This window comes from Variovorax sp. JS1663 (assembly GCF_002157355.1).
Classification (GTDB): Bacteria; Pseudomonadota; Gammaproteobacteria; order Burkholderiales; family Burkholderiaceae_C; genus Variovorax.
Genome location: NZ_LYMK01000027.1, coordinates 1 through 20868, shown reverse-complemented (window position 1 = coordinate 20868; position 20868 = coordinate 1). Strand labels below are relative to the sequence as shown.

Genomic DNA, 20868 nt, shown 5'->3' with positions numbered 1-20868 from the left:
AAACGCGCTCTCGGAGTCCTGCTCCTCGGCGACGGACGGAGCCGCAGCCGCGGCGCCCCCGGCGCCCGGCGGATGGTGGACTGCGTGGTCCGGGGTCCGACTTAGCGGATTGCGCCACGGCAACCGTAGATAGGACGGCTGCAGCAGCGAACGCGAGAAGGGAACGCATGTCTATCTCCTTGATGCCGCAAGGATTGCAGGATCAGCAGCCACCAGGTTTGATCCACATCAAGGCGACCGCACAGCCCTGCTCATAAATTTGTCGTTCGCCACAGACGACGAAAGGAGATTGAAATGGGTTCCCATGCACTTCCTCTGCAGCACGACACTCCTTCGCCTGGTCCGCTTCGCACCGGCATCGCGTTCGCTGTCACCGTGGCGGTGTTCTACGTGCTGTGTACGTTGGTGTGGCTTGTCGCTCCCGGTCCGTTTCTTGGCTTCATGAACAGCCTCTTCCACGGGATGGACTTCACACTGCTGCTGAGGTCCGCGCCGTTTGCGTGGGGCAGCTTCATCGAGGCTTTGGTCGTAATGGCACTCTGGGCGTTTCTGGCCGGCAGTTTCTTCGGATGGCTGCGTAAACGCTTGGGGGCGTGAGCAGCCGTCCACTAGACTCGGGCGCCTAGGTCGGGCCCCGCCGCATAGTCGGGCCTTTGGGCCTACTTTGAGCGGCAATTCCAGGATGCTTCCGCCTGCTGCCGCAGACGCATCAACAGGCTACTCCACATGTGGGTCACTCATGGATCATCCCGTCCTTCGCGATCTCCGTCCAGGTCCGACCCTGGTCCTTGCTGAGGAATACGCTTCGCTTGAAGGTCGCAAAGGCGATCTCTCCGCGCCGGACAGGGTTATGCGCGATGTATGCCACGGCATCGTCCGTCAGCGCTGAGATCGGCACCTCTTCGGCCTTGGCCCCGGCCGTCAATGCGATCCGGGCCAACCTCGCCTTGTCGGAATGGGTGCTGAACCACAGATGCTGCCCCTGTGGGGCGAAGCTTTCCGCAATCACCATGCCGCCGACCAGCCGCTCGAAAGTCTCGGCCGAATTTCGGGACAGATAGAGTCCCTCATCCGTGCCGGCGGCGACGACGGCGGCGTCGGTGGGATGCACGGCCAGGCTGTGGAGCCAGCGCCCCAGTCCCTTGGCCGCGGCGCGCTGCCACCTGAGGCCGTCGGTTAGCGTGTAGTAGATGCCGACCTGGCTCATGCGGGTGTTCACCTCTTTGTTGGCCACGTACACCGCGTTGGTCGCGAAACTGGTTGCCAGAGTGTGGAAGTCAGACTCGCCCGAAAGCCCGAGTTGCTGCCAGGTCTTGCCGCCGTCGCTGCTCTTGATCAGGCCAAGGGGGTCGGGCAGTTCGGATCCCGGCGCCGGGTGCCCGCTGCTGTACAGCGCATCGCGCGTGGCGGAAAAGCCCATGTAGTCGTGCGAAGGCCCCTCCGCCTTGGACCAACGCCCGTCCGCATACACGGCAAGGCCATGGTGGCTGGGGATCAGGAGATGCCCGTCAGCGCTATAGGACAGCCCGTGGACGTGAGTCAAGGTCACCGGTGAGCCGGCGCGAACCGGTGGCGCCGCGAGGATGCCAAGTGCGAATGCGAGCATCCAGGCGTGGAGGGTGTGTTTGTTGCGGAGCATATGAATCTCCTTCGTTGTCATTCCCTCATCGGCAGCGCGACAACCGTCATGATGGTTGGTGCATCGGCAGGTAGAACAGTTCCACACCACGCAAACCAGCTTCGCCGAGCCGATCACATCGGTTCACAACCTTGGGCCGGGATGACGCTCGGCCGCGGCGGCACCTGTGGCTGGGGACATGGGGCGCGGGGGTGCAACCCAGCCAGAGTGACCGCGACGAGCCGGCGGACCGCGGCCTTGGACGGCAGGGCACTGACAGCTGCGAGGGCGTGGAGAACAGTAGCTTCTAGCTCGCCAGGCGCGACATCGTCCCGAACATCGCCGGTCTCTGCGGCCTCGGTCAGCAGGTTTCGGATCGAGCCGCTGAGTTGGTGATGCGCTCGGGCGACGTGCTCACCTCGATGCAGGAGCGCCGCGAGCTCGGTGCCGTGATGCTGGTAGGAAATGAGCGCGTAGGCACCGCCAGGCTGGGCCCGGACTTCGGCGAAATGCTCGAGGTGGCGGGTGACCTGACGTTCGTGCCAGGCCATCAGGATCGCTTCGACGGTTGAGAAGTACTTGTACAACGTTGCGCGTCCATCCGGTCTCGCCTGCGATCTGCGAGATCGTCACCGACCGCAGCCCGTGCTCAGCCACCAGCGCCGCAGTGGTGTCCACGATCGCGTCGCGCAGCTCGCGACGCTGCGCCTCAATCGTCTCGCTCCACAGCTTCGGCATCATCCCAATGTACGTGACGACGTGCACAGAGACACGTAAACTGTTGTGGTCGAACACCTTGGCCAGCACCCGCGACAGAGGGCACGCACATGGCTGACCCGCCCCCATCCCGATTCCAACGGCGACACCGGCGTGGGTTCCGGCCGCGGATCAACCGCCAGCACACCACGCTGGGTGAAGGTGTTTGGGATCATCGCCATCGTCCTGGTCTTGCTGTTCGCCATCCTGCACCTCACCGGCCGTGGCCTTGGCGGCCACTGTCGCTGGTGACCACATACCGCCCTCCAGCGTCACAGAACACTGCGTGCAACAACCATGACCATGCCCCCCGCATCCGCAAGTTCGCGCCTACCGCACATGTCTCGCCGTCGGTCGGCTGGCTCGGCGCGGTCGCTAGCTTCCTCGCTCTCGCCGTCGCCGGTCTGACCAGCCAGGATGCTCAGCTGGTGCGTGCCGCCTATCTCGAGATGGAAATGCCGCCTGGTTCGTCATCCTCCCGTTGAGCTTCGCTTCGGCGCTGACCGGGCTTGTTCAGTCGCTGGGCACCTCGTTGGGCTTGTTCCGGCACCATCGGTCCTGGTGGAATTCCTGATAACCATCCCCTCCACCATCGTCTTGCTGTTGCACATGCAGCCAATTTGCCGCCCAGCAGGCGTAGTGGCAGAGACGCAATTGTCCAGCGCCGATCTCGGTGGTCTGCGGATCCAACTCGTGGCCGACGCCGGTGCCGCCCTGCTGGTGTTGCTCGTGGCCGCGGTGTACAAGCCACGGGTATGACCCGGTACGGGGCGCGTAAGCAGCACGAGCAGCGGGCGCCGTCGCAGCCATAGGTGCAGCGACTCCTGCGCCGCCTAGTGGGAACCCTTCACCAATCACAAGACACGAACTATCAATGCGTACCTTGCTTGCCTTGCTCACCCTTTGGTTGGCCGTTTTCAGCCCCGCTGCGTGGTCCGCCTCCAGTAGTGTTTATCTTGAGGAGCTGACCTCGACCGAGATCCGCGATGCAATCCGCGCCGGCACGACCACGATCATCATTCCGGTCGGCGGCACCGAGCAGAGCGGCCCGCACATGGCACTGGGCAAGCACAATGTGCGGGTCAAGGTGTTGACAGGCAGGATCGCCACATCGCTGGGCCATACTTTGGTCGCGCCGGTGGTGGCCTATGTGCCCGAAGGCAGCATATCCCCGCCCGCTGGACACATGCGCTTTGCCGGCACAATTTCGGTGCCGGAAGACGCCTTCAAGAGCGTCCTGGATGCCGCCGCGCGCAGCTTCAAGCAGAATGGTTTTGTTGACGTGGTGCTGATCGGTGATCACGGCGGCTATCAGGCCCAGCTCAAGGCGGTGGCGACGCGCCTGAATCACGATTGGGCGGCAACGCCTGCCCGAGCCCACTTCATCGCGGACTACTACCGGATCACGCAAACCGACTACGTGCAGGCACTCAGAGCCAAGGGATTGAGCGATGCGCAGATTGGCGTGCATGCGGGCACGGCCGATACCTCGCTAATGCTGGCCATTGACGCCACGATGGTCAGGCCAGATCAAATGACACGTGACCCGCGCGAAGGTGCGGCCAATGGCGTCGCTGGCGATCCGCGCACCTCCAGCGCGGCGCTGGGTCAGTTGGGTGTCGATTTGATTGTGGCGAATACGGTGGCCGCCATTCGCACCGCGCGGGGTGCTTCGCGTTGAGCGCGCCCCTTTCATTGCATGATGTGTTGACCGAGAGATGGAAGGCTCGAGCATGCGCAAGAATCCCGTTGTCGTCGTGTCAGTGGTGGTCGCCGTGTCGGCCGCCGCTTGGTGGGTCGCAAACCAGGCCGTCGCGCCCCCCGCATACGCGCAGCCGCTACCCGGCGCTTCCACGCAGAGCAGCCCCGTGGCGACGGTGCCTGGCATGCCGGCCGTGCCCGATCGGAACAATCTTTACAGCGAGACAGGCGTCAACCGCATGAGCCCGGCGGTAGCCGGGGCCCTGGAGCGGGTGTACGTACCCAATCGCACGTCCAATACCGTGTCGGTGATCGACCCGGCCACGCTGAAGGTGATCGATACGTTCAAGGTGGGCGTCAACCCGCAGCACGTGGTGCCCGCGTGGGATTTGCGCACGCTATGGGTAGCCAACAACGCCGAAGGTCGCCGCGACGGCAGTCTGACGCCGATCGATCCCAACACCGGCAAACCGGGTCAACCGATCCCGGTAGAAGACCCCTACAACATGTACTGGTCTCCAGACGGTCAATCGGCCATCGTGGTGGCCGAGGCGTACAAGCGTCTGGATTTTCGTGACCCGCGCAGCATGAAGCTGCAGTATTCGATTGCCACGCCGAAGTGCGACGGCATCAATCACGCCGATTTCTCGATCGACGGCAGGTTTGCGCTGTTCACCTGCGAGTTTGACGGGGCGGTCACCAAGATCGACCTGGTGAATCGCAGCGTAGTGAACACCCTCAAGTTGAGCAAATACTTCGATCGGCCGGATGTCCTCGCACTGATCGCGACACCCGGCAAGAAACCCGCCAAGTTACCCGACCCGAGCCAGGTTGGTGGCGAAATCCGCACCACCAAGGGCATGCCGCAAGACATACGGGTATCGCCAGACGGCAAGGTATTTTTCGTGGCCGACATGATGGCCGACGGCGTCCATGTGGTCGATGGCGAATCGTTCAAACAGATCGGCTTCATAGCCACCGGTATCGGCGCGCATGGCCTGTACCCCAGTCGCGACGGCAAAAGCCTGTACGTGGCCAACCGTGGCATCAACAGGATTCACGGCCCGCCGGGCGGCAAAGGCAGCGTCTCGGTCATTGATTTCGCCACACGTACCGTCACCCGGACCTGGTTCATCCCGGGGGGTGGCAGCCCTGACATGGGCAACGTCAGCGCCGACGGAAAACACCTGTGGCTGTCCGGCCGGTACGACGATGTGGTGTATCGCTTTGACACCACAACGGGCAGCGTCGACAAGATCAAGGTCGGTCGTGAACCGCACGGGCTGACGGTGTGGCCGCAGCCTGGCCGATACTCGCTGGGGCATACAGGGAATTTGCGCTAACCAGCGAGCGCCTTTTCACCAGGGGAATTTCTACCACTGCGCCACGGCGGCGCCAAGAGAACCTGCGGCTGCTGGAGGATGCCCTGGAGGCGAGCAACCAACCGACCTATCCAGGGGACCGAGATCTGTCCGACTCTCTCGATCGCATCCACGCTGCCCTTGTAGTCCAAGTTGCCGCCTTCACATTAGTAGGGCGTCGGCCTTCGATTCCGGCCGAGGGAGTAACCGATCATGCTCCGGCGTTTCACCGTCGCCTTCAGCCTGCTGTTGGTCTGCTCCACTGGGCAGGCACGCATCGATTTCGCCTCGGCGCATGTCATGGTCGTAGACGACGCCAGCGGCGAGGCGCTGCTGAGCAAGGACGGCGCGAGCGCCGCGCCGATCGCGTCGTTGACAAAACTGATGACGGCAATGGTGCTGCTCGATGCGCAGCAGGACCCGGACGAGAGTCTGCGGATTGAGGCGGCGGACACGGACCGCTTCAGGCGCAGCCGCGGGGGTATCCCGGTCGGTTCGGTGGTGCCGCGTGGCGCCTTGCTCGACCTGTCGCTCCTCGCCTCTGACAACCGCGCGACTTCGGCACTGGTTCGCCACTATCCCGGAGGGTTGGCGGCGTTCGCCGCGGCCATGCAGCGGAAGATTCACTCACTCGGCCTGTACAGCACGTTGATCGAGGAGCCGACGGGGCTGTCGCCGAACAACGTGTCAAGCGCCCAGGACATGGTCAAGGTGCTGCGCGCGGCGACGCGCTATCCCGCAATCTCGCAGATCACGAGCCAGCGCAGCCACACCGTGCTGGTCAACGGGCGGCACCGGACCGTGCGCAACACCAACCGGCTCGTCGGCGCACCGGGGTGGCATGTGCTTTTGTCGAAGACGGGCTTTACCAACGATGCAGGTCGCTGTCTGGCCATGCGTGCCGAAGCGGGTGGACGGACGGTGATCGTCGTCTTGCTGGGTGCTGCGAGGCCATCGCAGCGCACCCGCGATGCAATCACCATCCACCGTCGGCTCGTCGGAGCAACGCCCGCTCCGGTGGTGCGTTCGGCAGGAGCACGCCTGCGGCTGGCGGCCCAGCGCACGCACGTCGTCGTGCCTGCGTCCCCGCCATGACCTGCCGCACCAAGCGCGCTGGAAGCCACTGCGCACATCGTCGAATCCGGCCAGGCAGTGCCAATAGGCATCGCTGAGACGGATTCCGAGGATCGGAGTGGACCCCTGAGGCTGCGCCGGCAACATCGGGCTGAAACGCTGGCCGGGCCATCAACAGGGGGAAGCTCCATGTCGTTGTCGATGGGGTTGCCCGCGGTGAACTCGTCGGAGTTCCGACGAGCGTTCTGGCGGAATCGCTACGATCCGTTTCCCTTGAGGATGCCGGACGGCAAGCGAACGCGCGTCATCCGGTCGTGATCGGTTCACAGAGAGCTTTCCTGGCGCGGGCTGGGGACCTAGCGACCTTGGTTCAATCTGGCAAGCCCTTGTTCGGTCAGGAACTTGCGACCTTGTCGGTCCGCAGCGACAAATCCGTTCGACCTTAGGCGATCCGAGACCTTGATCGAATCAGTCGGACGCCGCTTGGTATGGGCCTCAAGGAGGGCCTGGAGTGTCTTCCACTGCTCGTCATTGAGCTGAATCTTGGTGATCATGGCAACCTCCGTCGACGAGCCGGAGTGTGGCGCGCCGAATATCGGTGCGCCTCCCCAGAAATGCTCTTGCCAAGAAGCTTGACCCGGACTATGAGTTTGTTGGCGGTGGGCGTGATGCCGCGCCGGAAGAACCGCGGCGCGCAGACCTTGCGGTACAGCTCCCGCGTGTTGGCGCATTTCGAGCGCAATTCGTCGATCTCGCCTGCCGGCTGCTCGCCAACAACGGCGAGCACGCGGCGCCGACCGGCGAAGCACTGAGGCACCAGGCCGAAGCCTTCGAGCAGGCGCTGCTGTTGATGATCGCGCAGCGCCGCCCCGGGCGCAACTGCTCGGCGACGGTCCCAGCCTGGCTCGGCTGACCGACAGCTACCTGCGGCTGTTGGCCGATGCGGGCATCATCTTGCCGTTGCTGCGCGACGCGGCGCTGCAGCAGCCGTTGCACTTGCAGGATGGCCTGCCGCCGCCCCGGCCGAACCTTGTGCAGCGTAAGGCGGTGAGCGCGCTGCGCACCCAACTCTCCACCCCGCTCGACGTGCCACGCAGCTACGACCTCGAGCGCCTCGACCTCGAGGCCGAACCCAGCCTGGATGGCGAACCGCAGGCGCTCGCGACGCGGGTGCTGGTCGGACTGCGGACACCCGCCGCGGCGAAGGAGACGGGCTGATCGGCTCCCATCTGCTCGATCTGGATGCCGCGGCCCACGACGAACGTGCGACCGCGGCGAGCGCCAACAACGAGGTCAGCTGTCGGCGCACTGTTTTCACTTCGTAGCTTCCTTGCACGCCTTCACCTGCGCCTCATAGCGGTTCTTGCGCCGCTGGTTCTCGGCAGGCGTGGTCTGCGCGCGCGGGCCGTGGTCCAGCGGCAGCACGAGCGGCTCGGGAGGGCACCTCGGCGACCTCGCCTCATCGCGGGCCCGGGTAGCACGGGTATCGGCTTGAGCAATCTGCTTGTCCTTGCGCGCCTGCTCGATGACCTTGAAGTCCGGGCCGGCCATGGCTTGCGCGGTGGCACCCAGCGCAAGGGCGCCGATGATGGTGATGAATAGCCTTTTCATGATGAGCTCCTGAAGTTGATCGGTACATGGCAACTGCGAGCCTTGAAACCCGCGGGCCACCGATCAATTCAGCCACCGGCAGTACAGGATGCTCACCGGCAACCCGACGTGCCGGCCTCCTGTCTCGAAATACTCCGTATCGGGTACGGAGGGGGAACGAACCCGCCAGAACGGTTCATCGGGCGTCTTGCCCTCGCCACTGAACCCTTGCGTCACCGGCGCTGGAGCGACGTAGCAGCGCGCGCAGGGCATGCAGTCCGCGACGGTCTGCATCGACTCCGAGACCATGACCGAGATCGCTACTGGCCCGGCGTGCTGCATTCCGGGGATCGACGCCCGCGCGCCCACACCAAGCAAGGCCAAACACAGGAACAGCGCGACACCAAAGAGTGCACGCCATCGTTGGAGGCATTCAGGTCGTGCCATGACGCCTTCTCCAGAACGCAAGCCCGGATGCGCGCCGCTCACGCGGCCGGCGCATCAGCAAGTACGCCGCCGGAATCACGAACATCGACAGTAGCGGCGCGGTGATCATCCCGCCCACCATCGGCGCCGCGATGCGCTGCATCACCTCGGAGCCGGTGCCGCTGCCCCACATGATCGGGAACAGGCCGGCCAGGATGACGGCGACCGTCATCGCCTTGGGCCGCACGCGCAGCACCGCGCCTTCGCGGATCGCGTCCAGCAGGTCGACGTTCTCCGTGCGCCCGTCGTCGATCCGGTCCTGCCATGCGTGCTTGAGATACAGCAGCATGATCACGCCGAACTCGGCGGACACCCCTGCGAGCGCGATGAATCCAACCGCCCCTGCGACCGACAGGTTGTAGCTGAGTAGGTAGAGCAGCCAGATGCCACCGACCAGCGCGAAGGGCAGCGCGGCCATGATCAGCAGCGCTTCATCGAAGCGCTTGAAGGTCAGGTATAGCAGCACGAAGATGATGAGCAGTGTGAACGGCACGACCACCTTCAGCTTGGCGGTCGCGCGCTCGAGAAACTCGAACTGCCCCGACCAGGAGATCGAGTAGCCCGGCGGCAGCTTCACCTCTTTCGCGACCACTCGCTGCATGTCCTGGACCGCCGAGCGAAGGTCGCGCCCACGAATATCCACATACACCCAGCCCGACAGCCGCGCGTTCTCGCTGCGCAGCATCGGCGGGCCGTCGGTGATGCGGATATCCGCCACGTCGGAAAGCACCAGCCGCGCGCCGCGTTCGGTGACGATCGGCAGCGTCCGCAGCTTCTCCAGAGAATCGCGGATCTCACGCGGGTAGCGCATGTTGATCGGGAAGCGTTGCAGGCCTTCGACCGTCTCGCCGATGTTCTCGCCACCCACCGCCGAGGCAATCACTGACTGCACGTCCGCGATGTTCATGCCAAAGCGCGCGGCCTCGTCGCGTTTGATGTTCACGTCCACGTAGCGGCCGCCGGTGAGCCGCTCGGCCAGCGCGCTCGACACGCCCGGCACGTTCTTGAGCGCGCGTTCGATCTCACCCGTCAGGCGGTCGATCGTGACCAGATCGGTGCCCGCCACCTTGACTCCCACCGGGCTCTTGATGCCGGTTGCCAGCATGTCGATGCGGTTGCGGATCGGCGGTACCCAGATGTTGGTCAGGCCGGGCACATTGACGATGCGGTCGAGTTCCTCGACCAGCTTGTCCTGCGTCATGCCGGCACGCCATTCGTTTTGGGGCTTGAACTGGATCGTGGTCTCGAACATCTCCATCGGTGCCGGATCTGTGGCCGTCTCCGCACGCCCCGCCTTTCCGTACACGCTGGCCACCTCGGGCACGGTCTTGATCAGGCGATCGGTCTGCTGCAAGAGCTGACCCGCCTTCCCGGCCGACAGGCCCGGAAGAGCCGACGGCATGTAGAGCAGGTCGCCCTCGTCCAACCGCGGCATGAACTCGCCGCCGATATGCTGCAGTGGCCAGAGGCTCAGCACCAGAACGATTGCGGCGCCCAACAGCGTCAGCTTCGGCCAGCGCAGCACCGCGTTCAGCAACGGCCGATAGGCCGCGATGAGTAGGCGATTCAGGGGATTGGTCTTCTCGTCGGGAATCCTGCCCCGGATCAGGTAGCCCATCAGCACCGGGATCAAGGTCACCGAGAGGCCGGCCGCCGCCGCCATTGCGTAGGTCTTGGTGAAGGCCAGCGGCGAGAACAACCGTCCTTCCTGTGCCTCCAGCGTGAACACCGGGATGAAGGACAGCGTGATGATGAGCAGCGAGAAGAACAGCGCCGGTCCCACCTCCGCCGCCGAATCGGCGATCACCCGCCAGTGCGGCTCCCCCCGAAGTGTCTGGTTCGGGTGTTCGTGGTTCCACTGCTCGATGTGCTTGTGGGCGTTCTCGATCATCACGACCGCTGCATCGACCATCGCACCGATGGCGATCGCGATGCCGCCGAGCGACATGATGTTGGCGTTGACGCCCTGGTAGTGCATCACGATGAAGGCGGCCAGGATGCCGATCGGGAGCGACACGATGGCAACGAAGGCCGATCGCAGATGGAACAGGAAAATGAAGCACACGACTGCGACCACGAGGAATTCCTCCAGCAGCTTGTGGCTCAGGTTCTGCACCGCGCGCTCGATCAGGCCGGATCGGTCATAGGTTGGCACGATCTCCACGCCCTGGGGCAGGCTGGCCTGCAAGGTCTTGAGCTTTTCCTTGACGGCTGCGATGGTCTCCAGCGCGTTCTTGCCCGAGCGCATGACGATCACGCCGCCGGCGGCTTCGCCTTCGCCGTCGAGCTCGCCGATGCCGCGGCGCATCTCGGGGCCGACCTGGATGCGGGCCACATCTCCCAGGCGCACCGACACGCCGGCATCGGTCGTCATGAGCGGCACCTTGCGGAAATCGTCCAGGCTCTGGAGGTAGCCCGAGGCGCGGACCATGTACTCGGCCTCGCCGAGTTCGAGCACCGACCCGCCCGTCTCCTGGTTGGCCTTCTGGATCGCTTCGACCACCTTGGTGTGCGGAATCCTGTAGGCCGCAAGCTTGTCAGGATCGAGAACGACCTGGTATTGCCGCACCATGCCGCCCACCGAGGCCACCTCGGCGACGTTGGGCACGGTCTTCAACTCGTACTTCAGGAACCAGTCCTGCAGGGCGCGCAACTGCGAGGCGTCCTGCGTACCGCTGCGATCGACCAGCGCGTACTGATAGATCCAGCCCACGCCAGTGGCGTCGGGCCCAAGCGCGGCTTTGGCGCCGGCCGGCAGGCGCGACTGCACCTGGTTCAGGTATTCGAGCACGCGCGAGCGCGCCCAGTACAGGTCGGTGCCGTCCTCGAACAGCACGTACACGAACGAGTCGCCGAAAAACGAATAGCCGCGCACCGTCTTTGCGCCCGGCACCGACAGCATCGTCGTCGTCAGCGGATAGGTGATCTGGTTTTCGACGATGCGCGGCGCCTGCCCGGGATAGGTCGTGCGGATGATGACCTGCACGTCCGACAGATCCGGTAGCGCGTCGAGTGGCGCCTTCGACACCGAATACACGCCCCAGGCGCTGATCATCAGCGTGGCCAGCAGCACCAGGAAACGGTTGGCAATCGACCAGCGAATGAGCCCGGCGATCATCGCTTGCCTCCCGTTGCAGCGGGCGCTCCCGCCTTGGGCTCGGGCGCCATCGGCGTCACCCGGGTGAGCTGAGGCAGGTCGTCCTTGTCCATGTAGAACTCGAAGGTCACCCGGTCGCCGGTCTGGACATTGCGCGGTGCACCGCCTGTGGGCAGCTTGAAGTCCATCGTCATCGGGCCCCACTTCATCGTCGGGATCGGGCCATGCGACAAGGTCATCGCATCCTTGCTCAGGCTTTCCACCTTGGCCTCGCCCACATGCCTTGGAGCGCTGGCCGCCGCAGCGCCAGCCGCCGCACCGGGCGCAGCCGGTGCACTGTTCAGCCTCGCTTCGACGCCCTTGAGGCTCGCCTCCGAGTCGATCAGGAACTGGGAAGACACCACGACGCGCTGGCCGGCCTGCAGCCCACGCTTGACCTCGGTCTGGCCTGCACTCTCGATGCCGATCTCGACATCCACCGGGCTGAAGCGGCCGTTCTCCTCGGCCAGCATGACCACGGTGCGCTTGCCGGTCTGGATAACCGCCTCAGTCGGAATCAGCAGCACCTTGTCGGCGCGCATGTCCATGAATTGCATCGACACGAACATGCCCGGGACCAACCGAGCGCCCGGATTCGACAGCTCCAGCCGCGCCTTCAAGGTGCGCGTCGTCGGGCTGACGTCGGGCAGGATGGCCTGCACCTTGCCGTCGAAGGTTTCGCCGGGAACAGCCGGGCTCCTGGCCTGCACCTTGGCGCCTGGTCGCAGCAGAGCCGCCTGGCTCTCCGGCACCTCGGCATTGGCCCAGACGGTGGAAAGACCGTTGATGCGGAAAAGCGTGGCGCCCGGCATCACCGTCATCCCCTCTCTCGTCGTCAATTCGGTGATGACCCCGCCGATCGGTGCGACCAGCGTGCTGCGGGGCTGCGTGCGGCCGCTGCGGGCCACGAGTTCGATCTGCCCTTCGCTCATGCCCACCTGCCGCATACGCTGGCGGGCACCATCGACCAATGGAGCCAGGTCGGTGCCTCGCATGCGCTGCACCGACAGGAACTCCTCCTGGGCTGCAATCCAGTCGGGAACGTAGAGTTCGGCGAGAGCCTGGCCCTTGGCGACGCGGTCGAGCGTGGCACGCACGTGCAGGCGCTCGACGTACCCGGTCGCCCGCGCCTGAACCATGACTTGGTCGCGCTCGTTGAAGGCGATGCTGCCGACGGCTGCAACCTGCGGCGACAGCGTGCCCTCCGTGACAGCCGCGGTTCGCACGCCGAGGTTCTGCTGGACGCGCGGGCTCACGGTCACATTGTTCTGGTCGCCGTCACCGCCGGCATAGACCGGCGACATCATCATGTCCATGAAGGGCGACTTGGCCGGCTTGTCGAACTTGTTGCCCGGCACCATGGGGTCGTGGTAGTAGAGGATCTTCTTGCCGTTCGCCGGGTCGACGTCGCCGGCCTTGAGGCCGGCCGCGATGTGGCGTCGCGTGGCGTCCTCGCCCGACTCGTTCGCAGATGCCGTGACAGCCGAGGACGCGCCGGGGGTGCTCTCCGTGCCGGGCCCGGCAGAGCCGCCCGACGCCGGAGCCATGGTCATGCCGCGCTGCATGCCCAGGACATAGATGCCGTAACCGCCGGCCCCCAGGACACAGGCAGCGATGAAGGCGATCACGAGGTTTTTTGTTTGCATGGAGCTCTCCGAGGGCGCTTCAAGGCCGGATGGCAGGGACGGTGGTGGCGGCGTGGCCCACCGGCACGAGGTAGTTCAGCTGCGCCCACAGGCGTGCGGTGTCCAGCGCCAGGCGCAGGCGCTCGATACGGATGTCGATCTCGGCCCGGCGGGCGTCGAGCACCCCGGCGAGCGGCGCGGTGCTGCCGCGGTAGGCAGCGAGGGCCGCGCGTGTGCGCTCGGTCGCCAGGGGGATGAGCGCGTCGTCGTAGCGCGTCAGGCGCTCCCGGTTGCTGCGCCATTCCTGCAGCATGGCGCGCGCCTCGGCCACGTGCTCTCGCGTGGCTTCCTCGCGCTCGGCACGCCGCTGCTCGACCACGGCCAGCTTGGCGGCTAGCTCGCGGTCCTGGCGATTCCTCTGATCCCACTGCAGCGGGACGGACAGATTCACCGAGACCATGTTGGAATAGCTCGAGCCGCGCTGGCTGTACATCAGCTCCACGCTCCAGTCGGCCTTCTTGTTGGCCTGCGCGATGTCGGCTTCGGCTCGCGCCACATCCTCCTGCCGCGCCATCACGGTGAGCTGCGGGTGGTGGGCCAGTTCGGCGTCGAGATCGGCTTGGTTCAATCTCACGGTATCCGTGTTGGGAAGACTGCCCAGCGGCCGATCCGCTCCCTGTCCGATCCAGCGAGCCAGTTGCGTGGTGGCCGTGGCAGTCTGACGGTCTGCCTCTGCCAACCTGTCTTCGATCTGGGCCACAGCCGAACGCGCTGCGAATGCGTCGGCCTGGGCGCCGCGCCCGCCCCGGTAGGCGGCGTCCGCCGCATCGATCTGCAATCGGGCTTCGTCGCGCTGGTTCATCAGCAGCTCGCGAACGCGTTCCCGGTAGTAGCGCTCCAGCCAGGCACTGGCGGTATCGCGCTGCAAATTGGCCAGCGCGAGTTCCCGTGCGGCGAGGGCCGAATCGGCTTCGCGCTCGTAGCGCGCTGAGCGCGCCTCGCGCTTGTCGGCGCGCGTGAACTCCTGCATCACGCCGATCGAGCGCATGGTCATGAAGTCGCGTGTCAAACTGAAGCGGTCCTCGCCATTGACCGGCAGGTTGTTGATACCGGCCTTGAGCGTCGGATCAGGCAGCTGGCCGGCGGCGACCGCCATCTCGCGGGCAGCGCTGGCGGCGCTGTCCTGAGCGCTCAACTGGCGTGATCGGTCCTGGGCGAGGGACAGCGCGCGCTCCAGGGTCAATGACTCCTGGGCGTGCAGATCGGCAGCAAGGAACGCCGCGGCGAGCGCCAGGGCAAGGATGGTCCGCTGTAAACGCGGCCGCCGCGGCGGCCAGGCCGCGCGACGGGACAGGGTGATGAACATGAGATCTCCAGACAACGAACGGGCGGGGTTGGTCCCGTTGGCGAGGCGAGCCGAAACTCGCACGCGAACAGGCGCAGCCTCGGCGCGCATGACCTGTGCGGTCATCAGCGCGCCGTCGTCTGGACGATCAATCTCGGATGCAACAGTGCAGGATGGCGTGCGGTATGGGGACCACAGCGGGTGTGGACAGCGACGCGGTGCGCACCGTCACCGGCAGACTCGCCTCGTCGGGCACCGTCGCAGCGACGGTGTAGAGGCTGACCAGCGTCATCACGGGGAGCGCCGGCACATGGGACTGGTTGCCCTGCTGGCCGAAATGGCAGTGCTCTGCACACAGATTGGGAGCGGCCTCGTCCGGCGCGCCGGCCATCTGATCGCAGCCGGGCATGGCGGCAAGACCAGCATCGTTGCCCGTGGTCGCCATGCCATCGTCGCGAACCACCTGATCGCCGCCACCCGCAGCTTCCAGGCCCTGCATCCGAGCGCCTGACGACTGCAGCGCGGGGCAAGCATAAGCGGCAATGGCCAGCTGCGCGAACAGAATCAGCCCGACCAGCCCGGCGCTGACCAGTCGCTTGAAGGCGCGGGTCATGGTCATACCGTCTCCGCCTCGACGACCTGTGCCTGCGCCACCGACTTGGTTCGCAACTCGGACGGCAGTGCACCGGCCAGCGCTGCGATGATGGGACAAGCATCGGTTGGCGCGGCCTTCTCGCAGCAGCTGGCCAGACCTTCCAGGGCACTCGCCATCGCCTGCAGGTTCCTGACCCGCTCGCGAATCTCGCTAACGCGGCGCTGCGTCACTGCGCGAACGCGTTGCTTGTCAGGCTCCGCGCTCAGCGAGACCAGCTCGGCCACATCCTCGAGCGTGAAGCCGAGTTCCTGCGCGCGCTTGATGAATTGCAAGCGCTGGACATCCGTGGCGGAGTATTCGCGGAAGGAGCCTTCCGCGCGGCCAGGCTGCGCCAAGAGGCCGCGACGCTGGTAATAACGCACCGCTTCCACGCCAATGCCTGCCGCGTCGGCAAGCTTGGAGATGGTGAAGGCGTGGGAGGGCATGTCCAACTCGGTTGTTCGATACGGAGTTTAGCCGGAAAATGGGGCCACGCAAGTTGCGACAGCGCCGGTGTGGGGGTTTCGGCATCCGCGCGAACGCTCGCGCCGGTGCTTGCATGGTCAACGCAGCAGGTGCAGATCAGGTCGGCCGAAAGTGATGGAGTACCTCATGAAGTTCACGAACGCCTTGCCCTCCTCCTGCTCGTTGTGTCGTTCGGCGCCACCCAGGTCGCGCAGCGCTCCGCGCCATCGCCCAAGGGGCCCAAGTCAAAGGCAGTCGTACAACGAATCGACACAACGCGCGGCGAGGTGGTCCTCAAGCATGAGGAACTTCCCAATCTCGCGATGCCGGCGATGGCGAGGAAGGTCTCGAGGGTCTATGGCGACATTCGATCGAATGGGAGGAACGATGAACGGCGATCATGAGATGCTGTTGACCGTCAATCGCAAGGTCGCCGCGCCTGCTGGATTCTCGCTGTTGCGGATGAGCGACGGATCGGAATCGCTCGAACTTTGGCTTCCAACGGGACGGACAGCGACCTGATTGAAGAGCAGCGCGCCACCTGGCTGCAGCGAGCCGAGGAACAACGTATGAAGCTCGATCGAAATCGCGCAGCTCACATGAGTGCTACAGGCAGTGCGCAACAACAGAGCACTGCCAAGGCTGATGAGACGCTGCATTTGCCAAGGCGTTTGAGGCTGTGGTGAGCCGGAGAAACAGAGCCAGGCGCCACTTGGTGGGGACATCAAAAGAGCTGGTTCGCGTTGCAGGAAAAGTCTCATCCATGCGAGATCGAGACTATCAGCGGCGCGAACGGGAGTTTCTCGACAAGCTCAAGAGCAAAGGCGCGTTTCGCGCCGTCGCAACCCGCCAGCCCGCGCGGCCGAACACGCTTGCGGCGCAAGCCAAGATCGGCGCGCGGTCAAACTTTATGTTCGCTCGGCCGAGCCATGAATCTTTGAGATCCACTCAAGCTGGGGAAACTACGAGGAGGCGCCCAGCGCCTTGTGAGGCGTCCATCACAGAATCGCCCTCAGGCCGGCCGCAGATGCAGGTACCATCTGCGCTGTCTAGCACCATGACGACGAAACGAGCCATCGCCCAGAAGACGACGTTTGCCACGGAGGCAGACTTGGTCGCAAGCTTTGTGGGCAAACTGCAGGCGGGACGCAGTTGCTACGGCTCTGTCGAAGTCGTTACAGAGTGGGACCATCGCTCAGGGCTGGTCGACGTCCTTGCCCGAGACTGCGCGGGCGCGCTCGTCGCGTTCGAGGCCAAGCTTAAAAACTGGCGGCGAGCGTTTATGCAGGCTTACCGCAGCACCGCTTACGCAAATCGAACATACGTGCTGTTGCCTCCCACTGTGGCAGAGCGCGCGATGCAAGATCGTGAAGAATTCGAATTGAGAGGGGTGGGACTATGCGCGTTCGACGGAAAGGCAATCCAGATACTCATCGAAGCATGCGAGCAGGAGCCGCTGTTGAAATGGGTCCGTGCTCGAGCACACGAGCACTTCGATGCATTGCTCTATGAGTGCCGCCCCGCCCCTAGATCTTCAGGCCGCCGCCGAGGAGATCTGCAAGCAGCAGCAGCTTAGTTTCAATGGGCTGATTGCCAAGGGCGCGTTCAAGAGCGCGTACCTCGTCGTCGCGGTGGATGGGGTCGCATTCGCGCTCAAGCTCGCAGTTGTTGCTGGTTCTCCCGATCGACTGATCCGAGAAACCGAGGCCCTTCGAGGAAGTTCTCACCCCAGCATCTCAAAGCTGGTCGCCGCCTTCCCCTACCAGCATGGCCTATCGACGCTATGGGTCGTAGTAGAGGAATTTCTTGGCGGCGGCACGCTCGAGGCTCGGCTTCAAGCTGGACCGATCCCCGCGGCCGAGGTTCGGGCAATCGGACTCTGCTTGGCGGAGGTGTTGGAGCATCTTCATCCTCGTCGGTTGGTCCATCGGGACATCAAGCCAGCCAACATCATGTTTCGCGCTGACGGAGTTCCCGTACTGACGGACTTCGGAATAGTGCGCATGCTCGATGAGCCATCACTCACGAAAGCATTCCTGGCGCAAGGGCCCGGAACACCCGCGTACGCCGCACCGGAACAGCTCACCAATGAAAAGGCTCTGATTGACTGGAGAACCGACCAGTTCGGTCTAGCCATCGTCTTGAGTGAATGTGTTATCGGCCGCCATCCCTTTGCCGGCCCGGGCCAGTCGATCCACGAGGCGATCCATGCAGTGGCCGGAAAACAGGAAATGCCGCCCTCGAGTTCTGATGAGCTCACTCGTGCAGGGTTCGGGTGTTTGGTGCAGGCGCTAAAGCCCTGGCCCATCGCCCGATTCAGGCGGCCAGGACAGTTCATCGAAGCATTGAAGAACCTCTGAAAGCGCAACATGGCAGCTTATCTGCAGCAAGGGCACGGATCGTGGGGATTGCTTGAGGAGGCCGACATTGGGGACTATCGAGGCTTAGTCATCAGTCCTGTAAACGACGGCCCCAACGCTGTTCGGAGTGGTCTCGCGAGGCTTAGAGACCGGCGAGAGAGCCTCGAAGTAATCCTAGACCCGCAGCTGTACAACCCAACGGTTGACAAAGGCAAGCTGGCCGAGTGGACCTACTACTCGGCGGATTTTGAGACGGCCAACCACAGCGACCTGGGTTGGTGGGCGACGCGTGGCAGAGAAGTCGTGAACGATGCCCGCTCACTTGGAATTGATGCCGTCTGCTCGCCCGCTCTGTTTCCGCGCGACTTCAGCGATGACTACTATCGCCTCATCGTTGACGTGGCTGACGCGACCGCAGCATATGCGGGTGAAAACGGCATCGATACTCTCGTTACCGCAATGATCAGCCTCCGGGATCTCGCAACCCCTGCAAGAGCTCAGCAGATCGGCAGCATCCTATCAAGCACCGACTGCGAACGCGTCTACCTGACGTTTTTGGCTGGCGAGATCGAGCCTCGCCAGCCGCTGGATGACGGAGCCGCGCTCGCCACGGCAGTCCATCTCGTCAAGCTGCTGAGTTCCCAGCTACGAGTCCATGTCGCGTTCTGCGCGCATGACCTAGTCATGTGGAAAGCCGCGGGTGTTGCTGACGCCTCGTCGGGCAAATACTTCAACCTCCGGCGCTTCGTTCCTAGTCGATGGAGGGATGAAGACGGTGCTGGCCGCCTGGTGCCGTACTGGAACGAGGCGGATCTCGCCACGGTGATACGAGACCAGGAGGTACTCCGGCTTGACCGCGAGCGATGGTTTGCCGATCGGAATTTCGGGTCCGATCCGTATGGAGTTCAGATCCTAGACATCCTCCGAGCGGGGGAAGGTGAGGCATGGCAGAAGCTCTCGTGGCTTCAGTACTTGCGATGGTTCGCCGAAGTTGAGGGCGTGTTCACGAGATCCGGCGAAGCCGAGAAAGCGCTGGAGATGTGGGACGCGAGATGGGGCGAAATTCACACGAAACGCATCTTGTTTGCGGACCGTAGCGATGGCCGCCACGTCAGGACCTGGCTTAACGCGGTGCGGGAGGGCACCTCAAGGTAGGGTGTGATGCTTGGCGCCACTCTGCCGACCCGCACCTTCTATGAATTAGCGTCGAACCCCGGAGCGATTCGGAACTCGACACTGCAGGTGCGCAATCCCAAATCTCGCGTCTTGGTGCACGGCGGCGTGACGAATGACGTGCCTACTCTTCGTCCATGGAGAAGATGGCTGTTTTGCTGCGATGGCCCGACTGGTTAGCGGTTCTCGCTTTCGGTCGCGCTGGGAAGGCGATCGAGGCCGGCTACCGCGTGCTCTTTCGCCTGCGGCCAGTCTAATCGAGAAGCCGCCCAAGGCGCATGCGGAACGGGCGTCTCGAAGAGAAGCTCAAGCTCGACACCGCGCCGTGGCTGCTGATGATCGACGCGATAGGCCCGCGCGGAGCAGCTACGTCGAATGCGCTGGTGGCGCTGGACATCCGAGCTCAGTCTGAAGCTCCCCCCGGCAGCCCATTGCGCGAGCGGATACGCCTGGTTCGACAGCCGGGGCTCGGCGGCAATACAGGGCCGAAGCACCGCCGAACGTGGGCCTCTCTGCCAGGCAGATACCGCTTTTCCGACAATCTTTATTGTCTTCGACGAACTTTTTTCTTTGGTGGGCCGGCGCGCGGGGGGGGGGGCGCGCTCTCCTAGCGGCTGGGGCAGTGGCCGGCGCGGCGCTGGGCTCTCCGGCCGCCGCTCGTTGGGTGAGTAACCTCGATGTCATGCAATTCTTGCGACCTCTTTTATTTGTACGCTACTATTCTTGCGAACGCTACGGACGCGACGAGTTCATATCCAGGAATTCACACACAAGACCGAGAAAAGATGCTTGCCGGACTGCTTTCCCTAGGTGCCTCCCATGCGGTCACCGCCGCGCTGCGCGCACGCGCCGCCGAGTGCGGCTGGCTCGAGCTGCTCGGCCAGGCGATTGACCACCCAGGCGACGCGGCGGGCCTGTTCTGCATGTGCCTGTTCGGCTGCGCCGCGCTCGTCCTGTGCGCCGTCCTCCTCCTGCCCGTGAGCATCCTGGCCACGGTGGTCGTGGCGGTGCGCAAGGGCCGGTTGCTCGCCCGGGCCGAGCGTCCGCCGCGCGCAAGCCAGCGCCCTCCATCCTCCACGCGCCCGTCTCCAAGACGCACCGTATCGCAGACGTCATGGAGTCCGCCGAGGACCCGGAGACCCGACGAAGCCGCAGCAGCCGCGCCAGCCGCGGTGCGCCCCCGAGGCCCACGACTCTTTGGGCAGCGCAGGAGCTGGATCCGCGCCAGCCGGCGCCTCAGAACGATGCGCAGCAGGTCGCTCGGAGCTTCTCGATCAAAGCCGAGATCAACCAGCGGTCGGTGGACTTCCTTGTGAGCGGCAAGGCCTCGGCCGTCACCTTCGATGAGCTGGCCGCCGCCTGCCGCGAGCAGCTGCCGGGCGTCGTGCTCGAGCGCCGAACGAAGTGGCTGCAGTACACCTTCGACCTCTGGTCGCACGCAGGCCGGTGCCTCTATTCGATCCCCATCGCCAGCGTCTCGGGGCCGCAGCCCCCGGCCCCGAGACGCTGGCGATGGGGATCGAATAGAGGCACCGGCCTGCGTG

At 64.5% G+C, this 20868-nt stretch carries 22 protein-coding genes; 11 read left to right on the top strand and 11 right to left on the bottom strand.

Annotation, left to right across the window (positions count from 1 at the left end; all coding sequences use genetic code 11):
* The first annotated feature begins 294 nt into the window (after positions 1–294).
* Positions 295–597: a DUF5676 family membrane protein gene (locus A8M77_RS21520; protein ID WP_086923554.1), complete on the top strand. Its 303-nt coding sequence runs from the start codon at positions 295–297 to the stop codon at positions 595–597.
* A gap of 136 nt (positions 598–733) precedes the next feature.
* Here A8M77_RS21520 and A8M77_RS21515 read toward each other — a convergent pair whose 3' ends face one another.
* Together A8M77_RS21515 and A8M77_RS21510 are read right to left on the bottom strand one after the other, a co-directional pair.
* Complete coding sequence (locus tag A8M77_RS21515) at positions 734–1639, bottom strand: F510_1955 family glycosylhydrolase (RefSeq protein ID WP_086923553.1); 906 nt, start codon at positions 1637–1639, stop codon at positions 734–736.
* Positions 1640–1752: 113 nt separating this feature from the next.
* A complete protein-coding gene (locus A8M77_RS21510) occupies positions 1753–2205 on the bottom strand; it encodes an SbtR family transcriptional regulator (protein ID WP_202820643.1) in 453 nt (150 codons plus the stop codon).
* Between the two features lie 730 nt (positions 2206–2935).
* On the opposite strand from A8M77_RS21510, the gene A8M77_RS36615 reads away from it, so the two are divergent.
* The 4 genes from A8M77_RS36615 (at position 2936) to A8M77_RS21490 (ending at position 6531) form a co-directional block, all read left to right on the top strand.
* A complete protein-coding gene (locus A8M77_RS36615) occupies positions 2936–3133 on the top strand; it encodes a hypothetical protein (protein WP_202820642.1) in 198 nt (65 codons plus the stop codon).
* 115 nt (positions 3134–3248) lie between these two features.
* Positions 3249–4055: a creatininase family protein gene (locus tag A8M77_RS21500; RefSeq protein ID WP_086923552.1), complete on the top strand. Its 807-nt coding sequence runs from the start codon at positions 3249–3251 to the stop codon at positions 4053–4055.
* Between the two features lie 52 nt (positions 4056–4107).
* Positions 4108–5418: a YncE family protein gene (locus A8M77_RS21495; protein ID WP_086923551.1), complete on the top strand. Its 1311-nt coding sequence runs from the start codon at positions 4108–4110 to the stop codon at positions 5416–5418.
* 231 nt (positions 5419–5649) lie between these two features.
* On the top strand, positions 5650–6531 hold the full coding sequence (locus A8M77_RS21490) for a serine hydrolase (protein WP_086923550.1): 882 nt from the start codon (positions 5650–5652) through the stop codon (positions 6529–6531).
* 335 nt (positions 6532–6866) lie between these two features.
* On the opposite strand, the gene A8M77_RS21485 is transcribed toward A8M77_RS21490, so the two are convergent.
* Positions 6867–7064 (bottom strand): hypothetical protein, encoded by a 198-nt coding sequence (locus A8M77_RS21485; RefSeq protein WP_086923549.1) that lies wholly within the window; start codon positions 7062–7064, stop codon positions 6867–6869.
* A 44-nt stretch (positions 7065–7108) separates the two neighbouring features.
* Between A8M77_RS21485 and A8M77_RS36910 the strand changes: the two genes are divergently transcribed.
* Both A8M77_RS36910 and A8M77_RS36905 read left to right on the top strand, forming a co-directional pair.
* Complete coding sequence (locus A8M77_RS36910; RefSeq protein WP_238136917.1) at positions 7109–7423, top strand: hypothetical protein; 315 nt, start codon at positions 7109–7111, stop codon at positions 7421–7423.
* A 20-nt stretch (positions 7424–7443) separates the two neighbouring features.
* On the top strand, positions 7444–7728 hold the full coding sequence (locus A8M77_RS36905; RefSeq protein WP_238136911.1) for a hypothetical protein: 285 nt from the start codon (positions 7444–7446) through the stop codon (positions 7726–7728).
* Positions 7729–7824: 96 nt separating this feature from the next.
* On the opposite strand, the gene A8M77_RS21475 is transcribed toward A8M77_RS36905, so the two are convergent.
* The 8 genes from A8M77_RS21475 to A8M77_RS35380 all read right to left on the bottom strand — a co-directional run bounded on the left by A8M77_RS21475 (position 7825) and on the right by A8M77_RS35380 (position 16450).
* Entirely contained in the window at positions 7825–8121 is a 297-nt protein-coding gene (locus A8M77_RS21475) for a hypothetical protein (RefSeq protein WP_192871652.1), read from the bottom strand.
* 63 nt (positions 8122–8184) lie between these two features.
* Complete coding sequence (locus A8M77_RS21470; RefSeq protein ID WP_086923548.1) at positions 8185–8547, bottom strand: hypothetical protein; 363 nt, start codon at positions 8545–8547, stop codon at positions 8185–8187.
* Positions 8534–11704, bottom strand: coding sequence for an efflux RND transporter permease subunit (locus tag A8M77_RS21465; RefSeq protein WP_086923547.1), 3171 nt, complete (start codon positions 11702–11704; stop codon positions 8534–8536). The genes A8M77_RS21470 and A8M77_RS21465 overlap by 14 nt, the downstream gene beginning before the upstream one ends.
* Positions 11701–13368 carry an efflux RND transporter periplasmic adaptor subunit gene (locus tag A8M77_RS21460; RefSeq protein ID WP_086923546.1) on the bottom strand — a complete coding sequence of 556 codons (1668 nt, stop codon included), beginning with the start codon at positions 13366–13368 and terminating at the stop codon, positions 11701–11703. Before A8M77_RS21460 ends, A8M77_RS21465 begins: the two co-directional genes overlap by 4 nt.
* Positions 13369–13387: 19 nt before the next feature.
* Positions 13388–14713 carry a TolC family protein gene (locus tag A8M77_RS21455; RefSeq protein ID WP_086923545.1) on the bottom strand — a complete coding sequence of 442 codons (1326 nt, stop codon included), beginning with the start codon at positions 14711–14713 and terminating at the stop codon, positions 13388–13390.
* Between the two features lie 127 nt (positions 14714–14840).
* Positions 14841–15311 (bottom strand): hypothetical protein, encoded by a 471-nt coding sequence (locus A8M77_RS21450; RefSeq protein ID WP_086923544.1) that lies wholly within the window; start codon positions 15309–15311, stop codon positions 14841–14843.
* A complete protein-coding gene (locus A8M77_RS21445; protein WP_086923627.1) occupies positions 15308–15772 on the bottom strand; it encodes a MerR family DNA-binding protein in 465 nt (154 codons plus the stop codon). Before A8M77_RS21445 ends, A8M77_RS21450 begins: the two co-directional genes overlap by 4 nt.
* Positions 15773–16189: 417 nt before the next feature.
* Complete coding sequence (locus tag A8M77_RS35380) at positions 16190–16450, bottom strand: hypothetical protein (RefSeq protein ID WP_143694706.1); 261 nt, start codon at positions 16448–16450, stop codon at positions 16190–16192.
* Positions 16451–16554: 104 nt separating this feature from the next.
* Here A8M77_RS35380 and A8M77_RS36470 point away from each other — a divergent pair, with 104 nt between their 5' ends.
* The 4 genes from A8M77_RS36470 to A8M77_RS21425 all read left to right on the top strand — a co-directional run.
* On the top strand, positions 16555–17367 hold the full coding sequence (locus A8M77_RS36470) for a hypothetical protein (RefSeq protein WP_192871651.1): 813 nt from the start codon (positions 16555–16557) through the stop codon (positions 17365–17367).
* Positions 17300–18151 carry a serine/threonine-protein kinase gene (locus tag A8M77_RS21435; RefSeq protein ID WP_086923543.1) on the top strand — a complete coding sequence of 284 codons (852 nt, stop codon included), beginning with the start codon at positions 17300–17302 and terminating at the stop codon, positions 18149–18151. The genes A8M77_RS36470 and A8M77_RS21435 overlap by 68 nt, the downstream gene beginning before the upstream one ends.
* 9 nt (positions 18152–18160) lie before the next feature.
* A complete protein-coding gene (locus tag A8M77_RS21430; RefSeq protein ID WP_086923542.1) occupies positions 18161–19306 on the top strand; it encodes a hypothetical protein in 1146 nt (381 codons plus the stop codon).
* Between the two features lie 1132 nt (positions 19307–20438).
* The coding region (locus tag A8M77_RS21425) for a hypothetical protein (RefSeq protein WP_143694705.1) at positions 20439–20868 on the top strand (430 nt) is incomplete at its 3' end.

Bases quoted from the DNA above. Each gene is read 5' to 3' on its own strand.
- A8M77_RS21520 (WP_086923554.1), top strand. From the start codon at position 295: ATGGGTTCCCATGCACTTCCTCTGCAGCACGACACTCCTTCGCCTGGT.
- A8M77_RS21515 (WP_086923553.1), bottom strand. From the start codon at position 1,639: ATGCTCCGCAACAAACACACCCTCCACGCCTGGATGCTCGCATTCGCA.
- A8M77_RS21500 (WP_086923552.1), top strand. From the start codon at position 3,249: ATGCGTACCTTGCTTGCCTTGCTCACCCTTTGGTTGGCCGTTTTCAGC.
- A8M77_RS21495 (WP_086923551.1), top strand. From the start codon at position 4,108: ATGCGCAAGAATCCCGTTGTCGTCGTGTCAGTGGTGGTCGCCGTGTCG.
- A8M77_RS21490 (WP_086923550.1), top strand. From the start codon at position 5,650: ATGCTCCGGCGTTTCACCGTCGCCTTCAGCCTGCTGTTGGTCTGCTCC.
- A8M77_RS21485 (WP_086923549.1), bottom strand. From the start codon at position 7,064: ATGATCACCAAGATTCAGCTCAATGACGAGCAGTGGAAGACACTCCAG.
- A8M77_RS21475 (WP_192871652.1), bottom strand. From the start codon at position 8,121: ATGAAAAGGCTATTCATCACCATCATCGGCGCCCTTGCGCTGGGTGCC.
- A8M77_RS21470 (WP_086923548.1), bottom strand. From the start codon at position 8,547: ATGGCACGACCTGAATGCCTCCAACGATGGCGTGCACTCTTTGGTGTC.
- A8M77_RS21465 (WP_086923547.1), bottom strand. From the start codon at position 11,704: ATGATCGCCGGGCTCATTCGCTGGTCGATTGCCAACCGTTTCCTGGTG.
- A8M77_RS21460 (WP_086923546.1), bottom strand. From the start codon at position 13,368: ATGCAAACAAAAAACCTCGTGATCGCCTTCATCGCTGCCTGTGTCCTG.
- A8M77_RS21455 (WP_086923545.1), bottom strand. From the start codon at position 14,713: ATGTTCATCACCCTGTCCCGTCGCGCGGCCTGGCCGCCGCGGCGGCCG.
- A8M77_RS21450 (WP_086923544.1), bottom strand. From the start codon at position 15,311: ATGACCATGACCCGCGCCTTCAAGCGACTGGTCAGCGCCGGGCTGGTC.
- A8M77_RS21445 (WP_086923627.1), bottom strand. From the start codon at position 15,772: ATGCCCTCCCACGCCTTCACCATCTCCAAGCTTGCCGACGCGGCAGGC.
- A8M77_RS35380 (WP_143694706.1), bottom strand. From the start codon at position 16,450: ATGCAGCGTCTCATCAGCCTTGGCAGTGCTCTGTTGTTGCGCACTGCC.
- A8M77_RS36470 (WP_192871651.1), top strand. From the start codon at position 16,555: ATGCGAGATCGAGACTATCAGCGGCGCGAACGGGAGTTTCTCGACAAG.
- A8M77_RS21435 (WP_086923543.1), top strand. From the start codon at position 17,300: ATGAGTGCCGCCCCGCCCCTAGATCTTCAGGCCGCCGCCGAGGAGATC.
- A8M77_RS21430 (WP_086923542.1), top strand. From the start codon at position 18,161: ATGGCAGCTTATCTGCAGCAAGGGCACGGATCGTGGGGATTGCTTGAG.